This window comes from Kitasatospora sp. NPDC058965, from assembly GCF_042741245.1.
In the GTDB taxonomy this organism is placed as follows: Bacteria; Actinomycetota; Actinomycetes; order Streptomycetales; family Streptomycetaceae; genus Kitasatospora.
Map to the genome: position 1 here is coordinate 1 of NZ_JBHYKG010000278.1, position 11,451 is coordinate 11,451.

The following is an 11,451-nucleotide window of genomic DNA, read 5'->3' on the forward strand; positions in this document are numbered from 1 at the left end:
CCCCGGCACGGGCCCGCGGCGACTCTACGGCGGGTCGTCCTTCGGCGCTCGGGTGCACCCGACGGACCGTCAGTTCCTGTCACGCCGTTGACATCCGGGCCGAGTGACCCGCGCACCCGGGTGACACGCCGTCACCCGGCGGGGCCCGGGGTGCCTCAGCCCAGCATCTTCAGCAGCTCCTCGGCCAGCGGGGCGGAGGACGCCGGGTTCTGACCGGTCACCAGGCTGCCGTCGACGACCACGTGCGGGGCGAACGGCTCGCCGACCCGGACCCGGACGCCCGCCTCGACCAGCCGGGTCTCCAGCAGCCACTTGGCCTTGTCGGCGAGCCCGGCCAGGGTCTCCTCGGCGTTGCTGAACGCGGTGACCTCGCGGCCTGCGAAGGAGTTGCTGCCGTCCGGCTCGACCGCGGCGAGCAGGGCGGCCGGGGCGTGGCAGACGACGCCGAGCGGCTTGCCGCCGTGCAGGGCCCGGGTGAGCAGCCGGCCCGAGGTCGCGTCGACGGCCAGGTCCTCCATCGGGCCGTGGCCGCCCGGGTAGAACACGGCGTCCCAGTCGTCGAGGTCGACGTCCGCCAGCGCCACCGGGCTCTTCAGCTCCTCGATCGAGGCGAGGGTCTGCGCGATCGTCCGCGCGGCCTCCTCGCCGCCGTTCGCGGCCGGCGCCAGGCTGCCCCGGTCCACGGTGGGCACGACCCCGCCCGGGGTGGCGACGGTGACCTGGTGGCCGGCGGCCGTGAAGACCTCGTAGGGGGCCACCGCCTCCTCGGCCCAGAAGCCGGTCGGGTGCCGGGTGCCGTCGTTCAGCGTCCAGTGGTCGGCACCGGTCATCACGAACAGGATCTTCTTGGCCATGGCGGTTCTCTCCGTAGGTGTCGGTCCGTGCGCTTGACGATCTCGAAGGTAGACCTGCTCAAGCTATGCGACCAATGGACACTCCGATGCCGGCCATCGACGGACCGATGGCTCCCTGCCATCGACCTCCCGTAGGCTCGCTGCATGGGCGATCGGATTCCCGAAGGGTCGGCGCCGCTCGACCTGAACCTGCTGCGAACCTTCCTCACCGTGCACCGCTGCGGTTCGTTCACCGCGGCCGCGCACCAGTTGGGCCTGTCCCAGTCGACGGTGACCACGCAGGTGCGGTCGCTGGAGCAGCGGCTGGGCCGCGAGCTGTTCGAGCGGCGGGCGCGCGGGGTCACCCCGCTGCCGCACGCGGACGAGCTGGCGGCCCGGCTCGCCGCGCCGTTCGACCAGCTGGCGGCCGTCACGGGCCACGGTCCGCAGCCGGCGGCGCAGCCCGTGCACCTGGCCGGTCCGGCGGAGTTCCTCTGCGCGGTCCTGCTGCCGGCACTGGCCCCGCTGGTGGCCGACGGGGTCCGGCTGCGGCTGGCCACCGGGCTGACCGACCCGCTGCTGGAGGAGCTGCGTGCGGGCCACCACGACCTGGTCGTCGCCACCCAGCGGCCGCGCGGCCGGACCTTCCACTCCGAGCCGCTGGTGGACGAGGAGTTCGTGCTGGTCGCCGCGCCCGCCTGGGCCCGGCGGCTGTCCGGCCGCGCGCTGCCGGACGCCCTGCACGAGGTGCCGCTGGTGAGCTACGCGGAGGACCTGCCGATCGCCCGCCGGTACTGGCGCCACGTCTTCGACCGGCGCCTGTCGACCCCGGCGGCGGTGACCGTGCCCGACCTGCGCGGCGTGCTGGCCGCGCTGGTCGCGGGCACCGGCTGGAGCGTGCTGCCGGGCTACCTGTGCCGCGCCGAACTGGCGAGCGGTCAGCTGGAGTTGTTGCACCACCCGGCGGACCCGCCGATCAACACCGGCTTCCTGGTCGAACGCCTCGGCGGCTCGCGCAACCCGGACGTGGCGCGGGTCCGCAACCACCTGCTCGCGGTCGCGAAGTCCTGGTAGGCCGGCGCGGGTGCCGGGCGGTGCGACCGGCCGGACCGGAGCCCGGCCGGCCTCACCCGCGCACGGTCGCCGCGGCGGCGGCGAGGGCGTCCTCCAGCGGAGTGGGCCGGATGCCGAAGGTCTCGGTGGTCAGCGAGGAGTCCAGCACGAAGGGCTGCTCGAACTGGTACCGGGTGGTCCGCAGCTCACGGACCATCGGCGAGAACAGGCCCACCGCCCACATCACCGGGTACGGGATCCGGGACAGCTTCGGCGCGGGCGACGCGGTGACCTCGGTGAACCGCTGCGCCAGCTCCCGGACGGTCAGCGCCGGGTTCGACGGCACGTGCCAGGCCCGCCCCCAGGCCCGCTGGTCGGCAGCCGCGGTGACCAGGGTGCGGGCCACGTCGGTGATCGAGGTCCAGCTGTGCGGCACGTCGAGCGCCGACGGCACGTACGCCCGCCTGCCTGCCAGCAGCGGCTTGCCCAGGGCGAACGTGATGATCGAGTTCGCCTCCAGGTAGTCGCTGCCGCGGACCTCGGTGGCCCGGATCCGCCCGGCCTCGTGCAGGGCGAGCGCATCGCGCCACATGTCGGCCCGCAGCCGCAGCTTCGGGTGGCTGGCCGCGAGCGGCGTCCGCTCGGTCATCGGTCCGGTGACCGGCCCGTAGCCGTACAGGTTGTTGGCCGTGGCGAGCACCGCGCCGCTGCGCTCCGCCGCCGCCAGCAGCGCCGCCGCCAGCGGGGGCCAGTCGGTGAGCCACTGGTGGTAGGCGGGGTTGGCGCAGTTGTAGAGCGCGTCGGCGCCCTCGGCCAGCCCGCTCAGCCGGTCCACGTCGGTGGCGTCGGCCACCACCCGCTCCACCCCCGGGTGTTCGGGCCCCGCACCGCGCCGGCTCACCACCCGGACCTGCTCGCCCCGCTCGGCGAGCAGCAGCGCCGTCGCCGTCCCCACCGGGCCGGCCCCCACGATCACCTGCAGTCCCACGCCTGCCTCCCGACTCCCCAGCCACCGGATCAACCGATCGTGATCATACGGATGTTCGGCGACGCCCGCGGGGCGGTGCGGCGGCACGGTACACCGGATCCCCGCCGGTCGCGCGGCGCGCGCCGGGCTCCTAGCGTGGAACCAGGGGTTCTTCGATCGGAGAGGAGCCTGACATGCTCTTCGTCCTCCTGGCGCGCCACAGTGCGGAGGTCTGCCCGATGGCCAATGCGACCACCCGCGACCTCCTGCTGAAGCTCGCTCCCGAGATGCCGACCTTCGCCCGGAACGCGGACGTCGACATCGTGGCGGGCCCGTTCGTCAACCGCGAGCACACGGTGGTCGTCGTGGTGCGGTCGGCCACGGCCGAGAACGTCGACCAGTTCCTGGTCGAGTCCCGCCTCGCGCAGTGGAACACGGTCCAGGTCCTGCCCTCGCTCACGATGGAGGAAGGCCTCGGGCAGATCCAGGCCGCGACGCCGATCTTCTGAGCAGCACCAACCCCGCGACCGCCGTGGCGGTGCCGACGGCCTCGGCGATCGCGGTCGCGGTCTTCTTGGGGAACCAGGCGGGTTCGTACATGTTCGGCAGCGGACCGAGGGTGCCCACGTTCACGTAGCGGTAGAGCAGGACCGCGCCCAGGGCCGACGCGGCCACCAGGGCGGCGAAGGCCCACGCGCCCTGCCGGCGCCCCGCCAGCAGCACCAGCAGCGCGGCCAGGCAGGCCACCGCGGCCTCGACCCGGAACAGGGTGCCCTGGGTGAGGCCCGACCCGATCGGGTCGTAGCCGGGGGCCAGGTCGGCGTGCAGGGCGGCGTCCACCGCGAGCGCGACCGCCGTGAGCACCTGCAGCACCCGGAGCGCGGGCGACGCCGACGACCCGTCGGCGCGCGGGCGCCGGTGGCGGTGCCGCGGCTCAGTAGGCACTGCTGCTCGCGGTGGCGCCGGCGGCGCTGCTCGTCATCGGGCTGCCGGTCGCGGTGCTGCTGGTGGTGGCGCTGCCGCTCGCGGTCGGCGACCCCGAGGCCGCCCCGCCGACCTGGATGTGCAGGTCCATGCCGAGCGCCTTGTGGTCGTCGATCGGGCACCACAGCTCGTAACTGCCCTGCTGGAGCGTCACGGTGAACCGGGCCGAGCCGCCCGGCGGGACGCTGGAGGTCTGGGTGGTGCTGACCCCGGGCCCGGAGATGGCCAGCGCGTGGGTCACCGAGCCGCCGTTGCTGGCGACGAAGGTGTAGGAGCCGGGCGCGAACTGGGTCTGCGACGGAGTGAGGGAGAACTCCTTCTCGGTCACCGTGACGGTGGTCGTCTGCCCGGTGGCGCCGGTACTGGAGCCGGCTGCCCCCGTCGGACTGCTCGCGGCGCTCGTCCCGCCGCTCGCCGCGGGCTTGCTGCTGCTGGAGCACGCCGCGACGGCCGGCGCCAGCAGCGCCAGCACCAGGAGCACAGCGGGGGTCACACGTCCGGAACGGCGCACGGCGGCCATGGTCATCGCCTCCTCTTCGGCACGAGCCTGGCGCACCCGGCCGGGGATCCGGCGGCGACACTCCCCCGGCGCGCCACCATCCACCCGATCGCCACCCGCCCCGCCGCCGACCCGGCCACCCGCGCCGCTACCGGCTGAGCATGCGCAGCCGCAGCCGGTGCGGCCGCAGCACCGTGGCCAGCCGCACCGGTCGGGCCCCGGAGCGCCCGGGCACCGGCACGGGGTGCCAGCGGGCCAGCACCGTCGCCAGCGCGATCGCCGCCTCGGCCCGGGCGTAGTCGGCGCCGACGCACTGGCGCGGGCCGTTGGCGAAGCCGGCGAAACCCCAGCGCGGCAGGGCGGCGGCGCGCTCGGGCAGCCAGCGGTCGGGGTCGAACCGGGCCGGCTCGGCGAAGATCCGCGGGTTGTGGTGGGCGACGTAGGGGCTGAGCAGCACCTGGCTGCCGCGCGGCAGGGCGCGGCCGCCCAGCTCGGTCTCCCGGGTGCAGGTGCGCAGCAGCACCCAGCCCGGCGGGTACAGCCGCAGCGCCTCCGTCAGCACCCGGGCGGTGTACGGCAGCCGCTCCAGGTCCGCCCAGCCGGCCGCGCGCCCGCCCGGCAGCACCGCGTCGAGCTCCGCCCGCAGTGCGGCCAGCACCGGCGGATGCGCCGTCAGCAGCCGCAGGGTCCAGGCGAGCTGGGCGGCGGTGGTTTCGGAGCCGGCGAGCAGCAGGGTGACCACCTGGTCGTGCAGCTCGGCGTCGGAGAGGGTCGAGCCGTCCTCGTCCCGGGCCGCCAGCAGGCCGGCCAGCAGGTCCGTCCGGTCGCCGCCGCGGGCCCGGTGCTCCTGCACCAGCTCGGCCACCGTGCGCCGCAGGGTGCGCACCGCCGCGCGGTAGCCGGGGCCCGCGGGCAGCAGCATCACCCGCCGCAGCGCGCCGGCGAACGCCGTCTCGAACGCGTGCTGCAGCCGGTCGGCGAGCGCGTCCGGCGCCTCGGTGCCGAGCAGGCTGCGCGCCACCACCCGCAGGGTGTACCGGTAGCAGGCGGGGAACACGTCCACCACCTCGCCGGGCTGCCAGGACCCGGCGAGCTGGGCCGCCTCGGCGGTCATCACGGCCGCGTACCCGGGCAGCCGCTCGGGCCGGAACTCGGGCTGCAGCATCCGCCGTTGGCGCCGGTGGTCGGCGTGCGCGCAGGTGGCCAGCCCGTTGCCGAGGACGCGCCGGAAGCGCTGGTAGATCGGGCCGCCCTTGTCGAAGGTCCGGTCGTCCGCGTACACCTGCCGCAGCAGCTCGGGGTGGCAGGGCACCACCAGCCGGTTCGGCCCGAGCCGGACCTCCACCAGGTCGCCGAACCGGGACAGCCGCCCCAGGAAGGCGGCCGGATCGCGGGCCAGGGCCGGCAGGTGTCCGAGCACCGGCACCGCCCCGGGCACGGCGGCGTGGACGTACGTCGCGGTCGCGGCTTCCCGCGCAGACGAGGACACGGCCTCAGCGTAGGCGCGGCCCGGCCGGGCGCGACAGACCGCCACCCGGCGGACGGACGGACCGTGACGGACCGCCACCCGTCCGGAGGGACGGACCGCGACCGCCACCCGGCGAACGGGCGGACCGCGGCGGACCGCCCCCACCCGGACGGACGCCGTCGGATTGCCGTGCCCGGCCCGCCGCCGCAGCGTGGCAGGAAGCACTCCTCCCGCGCGGGTCGGTCCCGGTCCGGCCCGCGTCGCCGCACCCGCGGCGCCTGCCACGGCCGGGACGAACGGGAGCGGGCGATGACGGACCGTCGAACGGCCGAGCGGATCGCGGAGTTCATCGAGCCGCTGCGGGTGGAGCCGGGCTCCCGGGTGGACCTCGCCGAGGACTTCGACCCCCGGTACAAGGCGGGCATGAAGAAGCGCGACGGCGTCGAGCTGCTGCGCACCGGGGTGGAGCTGCTGGCGGACTACCAGGCGCGGCTGGCCGCGCAGGACACCTGGGGCGTGCTGCTCTGCCTGCAGGCGCTGGACGCGGGCGGGAAGGACGGGACGATCCGTCACGTCATGAGCGGGGTGAACCCGCAGGGCGTCCAGGTGAGCAGCTTCAAGGTCCCGTCCGCGGAGGAGCTCGACCACGACTACCTGTGGCGGTACGCGCGCCGGCTCCCGGAGCGCGGCGGGATCGGGATCTTCAACCGGTCGCACTACGAGGAGGTCCTGGTGGTGCGGGTCCACCCGGAGAACCTGGACCGGCAGAAGCTGCCCGCGGAGGCGAAGGGTCCGGGCGTCTGGGAGCGGCGCTACCGGGAGATCAACGATTGGGAGCGCTACCTGGCCGACAACGGCTTCAAGGTGGTGAAGATCTTCCTGAACCTCTCCAAGGAGGCCCAGCGCACCCGGTTCCTCAAGCGGATCGACCTGCCCGAGAAGAACTGGAAGTTCTCCGCGGCCGACATCCGCGAGCGCGAGCGGTGGGACGACTACCAGGAGGCGTTCTCCGACATGCTGTCGGCCACCAGCACGCCGTGGGCGCCCTGGTACGTCGTGCCGGCCGACCGGAAGTGGTTCGCCCGGATCTGCGCGGCGGCGGTGCTCGCGCACACGCTGGTCGAGCTCGATCCGCGCTACCCCACGGTCGGCGCCGAGGCCCGGCGGGCCCTGAAGGACGCCAAGCGCCGGCTGGAGCGGGAGGCCCCCGGCGGCGCGCCGCGCGACCCGTACGCGGCCAAGCACCACGACCGCTGACGCCCCGGCGGATCGTCCACGGACCTGGAGGAGTGACCATGGCGGAGCAGGCCGACGCGTCCGGACCGCACGGGTCCGCGGACCAGTGGTACGCGCGTTCCGCGCAGCAGGTGGCCGCCGCGCTCGGGGTGGACCCGGCGACCGGGCTCACCGCGGCCCGGGCGGCCGAGCTGCTCGCCGCACACGGGCCGAACGCGCTGCCGGAGGAGCGTGCGCGGCCCGGCTGGCTGCGCTTCCTCGACCAGTACCGCAGCTACATGCAGATCATCCTGGTGGCGTCGGCGGTGGTGTCGCTGGCCATCAAGGAGTGGAGCACCGCGATCCTGCTGGTGGTCCTGACGCTGTTCAACGCGGTGGTCGGCCTGCGCCAGGAGGGCAAGGCCGAGTCCGCGATGAACGCGCTGAAGTCGATGATGAAGACCACGGCGCGGGTGCGGCGGGACGGCAGCGAGGCGCAGATCCCGGCCGAGCAGCTGGTGGTGGGCGACGTCGTGCTGATCTCGGCGGGCGACCAGGTCCCGGCGGACGGGCGGATCGTCGAGGCCGGCTCGCTGCAGATCGACGAGTCCGCGCTGACCGGCGAGAGCGTGCCGGCCTCGAAGGACGCCGGCACCCTGGCGGCCGGCCGGCCGAGCCCGGGCGAGCAGACCAACATGGCGTTCATGAACACGCCGGTCACGCACGGCAGCGGACTGCTCGTCATCACCGCCACCGGTGCCGGGACGGAGCTGGGCAAGATCTCCGGGATGCTCTCGGCCACCGAGCGGGAGGAGTCGCCGCTGACCCGCGAGCTCAACACCCTGACGCTGTGGATCGCGGCGGCGGCCGGCCTGACCATGGTCGTGATGTTCGCGCTCGGCCGCAGCCGCGGCGAGGCGTGGGACGCGCTCTTCGTCAGCGCGGTCTCGCTGGCCATCGCGGCCATCCCGGAGGCGCTGCCGACGGTCAGTCAGGTCATCCTCTCGGTCGGCAGCCTCAACCTGGCCAAGCGGCACGCCATCGTCAAGGAACTGCCGTCGGTGGAGACCCTCGGGTTCACCTCGGCGATCAACTCCGACAAGACCGGCACCCTGACGATGAACCAGATGACGGTCGTCGAGGTGCTCAGCCCGACCGACCGCTACACCGTCTCGGGCACCGGCTACCGGCTGGACGGGCGGATCCAGCACGCCGCGGGCTCCTCGCCGAGCATCGAGGACGCCGTGCTGCCCTACCTGGTCGCCAACGACGCGAAGCTGGTGGACGGCGAGGTCGTCGGCGACCCGACCGAGGGCGCGCTGCTGGTCCTCGGCCACAAGGCCGGGCTGGACATCGAGGCCACCCGGGAGCGCTACCGGCGGCTGGCGATCCTCCCGTTCGACCCGGGCTACAAGCTGATGGCCAGCTTCAACGAGGCGAAGGACGCGGACGGCCGGCCCGTGGTGCGGTGCTTCGTGAAGGGCGCGGCACCCGCGGTGATGGCCCGCGCCGCCACCGCGCTCGCCGACGGCGCGGGCATCCCGTGGGACGCCGAGCTGGCCGACCGCGCCCGGGCCCAGACCGAGCGGATGGGCGGCGAGGGCCTGCGGGTGATGGCCGCCGCCGTCCGCGACCTGGACCCGGCCGACTTCGACCCGGACGGCGACCTGCTGGCGCTCGTCACCGACCTGCGGATGACCAGTCTGGTGGCCATGGTCGACCCGCCGCGCGAGGAGTCGAAGGCGGCGGTGGCCAGCGCCCAGGCCGCCCGCATCCGGGTCCGGATGGTCACCGGCGACGACGTCACCACCGGCGCGGCGATCGCCCGGCAGCTCGGCATCGAGGGCGAGGCCATGCTCGGCGCCGACTTCGCGGCGCTGTCGGAGCACGAGCGGCTGGCCCGGATCGACGACATCGGCGTGGTCGGCCGGGTCGCCCCGGAGCACAAGGTGCTGCTCGCCGCGACGCTCAAGCAGAAGGGCGACGTGGTCGCGATGACCGGCGACGGCGTGAACGACGCGCCGGCCATCAAGGCCGCCGACATCGGCATCGCCATGGGCAGCGGGACGGACGTGGCGAAGAACGCCAGCCGGATGGTGCTGGCCGACGACAACTTCGCCACCATCGTGTACGCCGTGGCGGAGGGCCGGAAGCTCTACGACAACCTGACCAAGTACATCCGGTTCGTCCTGGTGCTGCTGGTCACCTTCGTGCTCACCTTCCTCGGCGCCACGGTCCTCAACATCGCCGCGGGCGAACCGTTCACCCCGCCGCAGGTGCTGTGGGTGCACTTCGTGGTCAACGCCCCGTTCGGCTTCGCGCTGGGGTTCGACCGGGAGAGCCCCGGGCTGATGCGGCGCACCCCGCGGCCGCGCGGGGAGAGCGTGCTGACCCGGTCCGTGGTGGTCACCGTCGGGCTGGCCGGGCTGGCCGTCACGGTCGCCCTGCTGCTGCTGATCAAGCTGGGCGAGACGCACTTCGGCAGCGCGCAGATCGGCAACTCGATCGCGTTCACCGCCTTCGCCCTGTGCCTGATCGTGGCGGCGTACGAGTGCCGCAGCGAGCGGGACTCGGTGCTGACGGTGAGCACCTTCGACAGCAAGCAGATGAACCGGGCGGCGCTGGCGGAGTTCGTGCTGGCGGTGGCGGTCACCCAGATGGACGCCTTCCACCGGATCCTCGGCACCACCGACCTGAACGCCCGCCAGTTCGGCTGGGCGCTGCTGGCCGCCGTGGCGCTGCTGCTGTTGTGGGAGTTGGGCAAGTTCCTGGCCCGCCGGTGGGCGCCCGCCCGCGGTGCGGTGCCGGGCGCCGCCCCCGCCGGCCCGCGCTCCGCGGGCTGACGGGGGCTCGACGGGCGGGGCCGGCCGACCGGGCTCAGCGGGCGCCGAGCAGGTGCTCGTAGGCCAGCTGGTCGAGCTGCTCGAAGGCCATGCCCCGGGCCGCGGCCGCGTCGACGTCGAACTCCTCGAAGGCCGACCGGTCGGCGAGCAGACCGGCCAGGCCGTCCGCGGCGCTGGGCACGGCGAGCTCGTCCAGCCGGGCGGCCCGCAGCGCCTCCTGCACCTGCGGGTCGGCCCGGAAGGCGCGCGCCCGCTCGGCCAGCAGCAGGTAGTTGCGCATGCAGGCGGCGGCGCTGGCCCAGACCCCGTCGAAGTCCTCGGTGCGCGGCGGCTTGAAGTCGAAGTGCTTGGGGCCGTCGTAGCCGGCCGACTCCAGCAGGTCGACCAGCCAGAACGCCTGGCGCAGGTCGCCCGCGCCGAACCGCAGGTCCTGGTCGTACTTGATGCCGGACTGGCCGTTCAGGTCGATGTGGAAGAGCTTGCCGTGCCACAGGGCCTGGGCGATGCCGTGCGGGAAGTTCAGGCCGGCCATCTGCTCGTGGCCGACCTCGGGGTTGAGGCCGACCCGGTCGGGGCGCTCCAGCTCGTTGATGAAGGCGAGGGCGTGGCCCACGGTGGGCAGCAGGATGTCGCCGCGCGGCTCGTTCGGCTTGGGCTCGATGGCGAACCGCAGGTCGTAGCCCTGCTGCTCGACGTACTCGCCGAGCAGGTCGAAGGCCTCCTTGAGCCGGTCCAGCGCGGTGCGCACGTCCTTGGCGGCGCCGGACTCGGCGCCCTCCCGGCCGCCCCAGGCGACGTAGACGCGGGCGCCGAGCTCGGCCGCGAGGTCGATGTTGCGCAGGGTCTTGCGCAGCGCGTAGCGGCGCACGTCGCGGTCGTTGGCGGTGAACGCGCCGTCCTTGAAGACGGGGTGGGTGAACAGGTTGGTGGTGGCCATCGGCACCCGCAGGCCGGTCTCCTCCAGCGCGGTGCGGAACCGCTTGACCACGGCCTCGCGCTCGGCCTGCGGGGCGCCGAACGGGATCAGGTCGTCGTCGTGGAAGGTGACGCCGTGCGCGCCGAGCGCGGCGAGCCGCTGCACGGTCTCCACCGGGTCCAGGGCCGGACGGGTGGCGTCGCCGAACGGGTCGCGGCCCTGCCAGCCGACCGTCCACAGGCCGAAGGTGAACTTGTGCGCGGGGGTGGGGACCAGCGGGTCGGTGCTCATGGTGCGGCTCCTGGGTCTATTCGTCATGGCAGAAAACAAACTAATATGTTCAGGCGCCTGACGAAACCCCCCGTACCGAGGAGAAACACATGAGCGTGCGCCGCGTCGTCATCGGGGTGGACTCCTCCACCCAGAGCACCAAGGCGCTGGCCGTCGACCTCGACACCGGCGAGGTGCTCGGCAGCGGCCGGGCCGCGCACACCGTCAGCGCCGGCGCCGGGCGGGAGAGCGACCCCGAGCAGTGGTGGCAGGCCTTCACCGCGGCCGTCGCCGCCACCGGCCACGCCGGCACCGCCGCGGCCGTCTCGGTCGCGGCCCAGCAGCACGGCCTGGTCACGCTCGACGCCGCCGGCCGCCCGGTCCGCCCGGCGCTGCTCTGGAA

11 protein-coding genes are annotated in these 11,451 nt (G+C 74.2%); 5 read left to right on the forward strand and 6 right to left on the reverse strand.

The window, feature by feature from the left end:
• Positions 1–155: 155 nt before the first annotated feature.
• Positions 156–854, reverse strand: coding sequence for a type 1 glutamine amidotransferase domain-containing protein (locus tag ACFW1A_RS31915; protein WP_380415029.1), 699 nt, complete (start codon positions 852–854; stop codon positions 156–158).
• A 144-nt stretch (positions 855–998) separates the two neighbouring features.
• Between ACFW1A_RS31915 and ACFW1A_RS31920 the strand changes: the two genes are divergently transcribed.
• Positions 999–1,907, forward strand: coding sequence for a LysR family transcriptional regulator (locus ACFW1A_RS31920; protein ID WP_380415032.1), 909 nt, complete (start codon positions 999–1,001; stop codon positions 1,905–1,907).
• A gap of 52 nt (positions 1,908–1,959) precedes the next feature.
• On the opposite strand, the gene ACFW1A_RS31925 is transcribed toward ACFW1A_RS31920, so the two are convergent.
• Positions 1,960–2,874: an FAD-dependent monooxygenase gene (locus tag ACFW1A_RS31925; protein WP_380415034.1), complete on the reverse strand. Its 915-nt coding sequence runs from the start codon at positions 2,872–2,874 to the stop codon at positions 1,960–1,962.
• A 173-nt stretch (positions 2,875–3,047) separates the two neighbouring features.
• Here ACFW1A_RS31925 and ACFW1A_RS31930 point away from each other — a divergent pair, with 173 nt between their 5' ends.
• Entirely contained in the window at positions 3,048–3,362 is a 315-nt protein-coding gene (locus tag ACFW1A_RS31930) for a hypothetical protein (protein ID WP_380415037.1), read from the forward strand.
• On the opposite strand, the gene ACFW1A_RS31935 is transcribed toward ACFW1A_RS31930, so the two are convergent.
• From ACFW1A_RS31935 to ACFW1A_RS31945, 3 genes are all read right to left on the reverse strand, one after another.
• Positions 3,310–3,798, reverse strand: a complete 489-nt coding sequence (locus tag ACFW1A_RS31935) for a hypothetical protein (RefSeq protein WP_380415040.1) — start codon at positions 3,796–3,798, stop codon at positions 3,310–3,312. The genes ACFW1A_RS31930 and ACFW1A_RS31935 overlap by 53 nt on opposite strands.
• Complete coding sequence (locus tag ACFW1A_RS31940; RefSeq protein WP_380415042.1) at positions 3,788–4,357, reverse strand: hypothetical protein; 570 nt, start codon at positions 4,355–4,357, stop codon at positions 3,788–3,790. Before ACFW1A_RS31940 ends, ACFW1A_RS31935 begins: the two co-directional genes overlap by 11 nt.
• Positions 4,358–4,484: 127 nt before the next feature.
• On the reverse strand, positions 4,485–5,825 hold the full coding sequence (locus ACFW1A_RS31945) for a cytochrome P450 (RefSeq protein ID WP_380415044.1): 1,341 nt from the start codon (positions 5,823–5,825) through the stop codon (positions 4,485–4,487).
• Between the two features lie 288 nt (positions 5,826–6,113).
• On the opposite strand from ACFW1A_RS31945, the gene ACFW1A_RS31950 reads away from it, so the two are divergent.
• Together ACFW1A_RS31950 and ACFW1A_RS31955 are read left to right on the forward strand one after the other, a co-directional pair.
• On the forward strand, positions 6,114–7,061 hold the full coding sequence (locus tag ACFW1A_RS31950) for a polyphosphate kinase 2 family protein (RefSeq protein WP_380415047.1): 948 nt from the start codon (positions 6,114–6,116) through the stop codon (positions 7,059–7,061).
• 38 nt (positions 7,062–7,099) lie between these two features.
• A complete protein-coding gene (locus tag ACFW1A_RS31955) occupies positions 7,100–9,862 on the forward strand; it encodes a cation-translocating P-type ATPase (RefSeq protein ID WP_380415049.1) in 2,763 nt (920 codons plus the stop codon).
• Positions 9,863–9,896: 34 nt separating this feature from the next.
• Here ACFW1A_RS31955 and xylA read toward each other — a convergent pair whose 3' ends face one another.
• On the reverse strand, positions 9,897–11,069 hold the full coding sequence (xylA, locus tag ACFW1A_RS31960) for a xylose isomerase (RefSeq protein WP_380415051.1): 1,173 nt from the start codon (positions 11,067–11,069) through the stop codon (positions 9,897–9,899).
• 89 nt (positions 11,070–11,158) lie between these two features.
• Here xylA and ACFW1A_RS31965 point away from each other — a divergent pair.
• Positions 11,159–11,451: FGGY family carbohydrate kinase (locus ACFW1A_RS31965; RefSeq protein ID WP_380415053.1), on the forward strand; the 293-nt coding region annotated here is incomplete at its 3' end.

Excerpts from the sequence above, each read along its gene's own strand:
- ACFW1A_RS31920 (WP_380415032.1), top strand. The coding sequence starts at position 999 with ATGGGCGATCGGATTCCCGAAGGGTCGGCGCCGCTCGACCTGAACCTG.
- ACFW1A_RS31930 (WP_380415037.1), top strand. The coding sequence starts at position 3,048 with ATGCTCTTCGTCCTCCTGGCGCGCCACAGTGCGGAGGTCTGCCCGATG.
- xylA (WP_380415051.1), bottom strand. The coding sequence starts at position 11,069 with ATGAGCACCGACCCGCTGGTCCCCACCCCCGCGCACAAGTTCACCTTC.
- ACFW1A_RS31915 (WP_380415029.1), bottom strand. The coding sequence starts at position 854 with ATGGCCAAGAAGATCCTGTTCGTGATGACCGGTGCCGACCACTGGACG.
- ACFW1A_RS31955 (WP_380415049.1), top strand. The coding sequence starts at position 7,100 with ATGGCGGAGCAGGCCGACGCGTCCGGACCGCACGGGTCCGCGGACCAG.
- ACFW1A_RS31940 (WP_380415042.1), bottom strand. The coding sequence starts at position 4,357 with ATGGCCGCCGTGCGCCGTTCCGGACGTGTGACCCCCGCTGTGCTCCTG.
- ACFW1A_RS31950 (WP_380415047.1), top strand. The coding sequence starts at position 6,114 with ATGACGGACCGTCGAACGGCCGAGCGGATCGCGGAGTTCATCGAGCCG.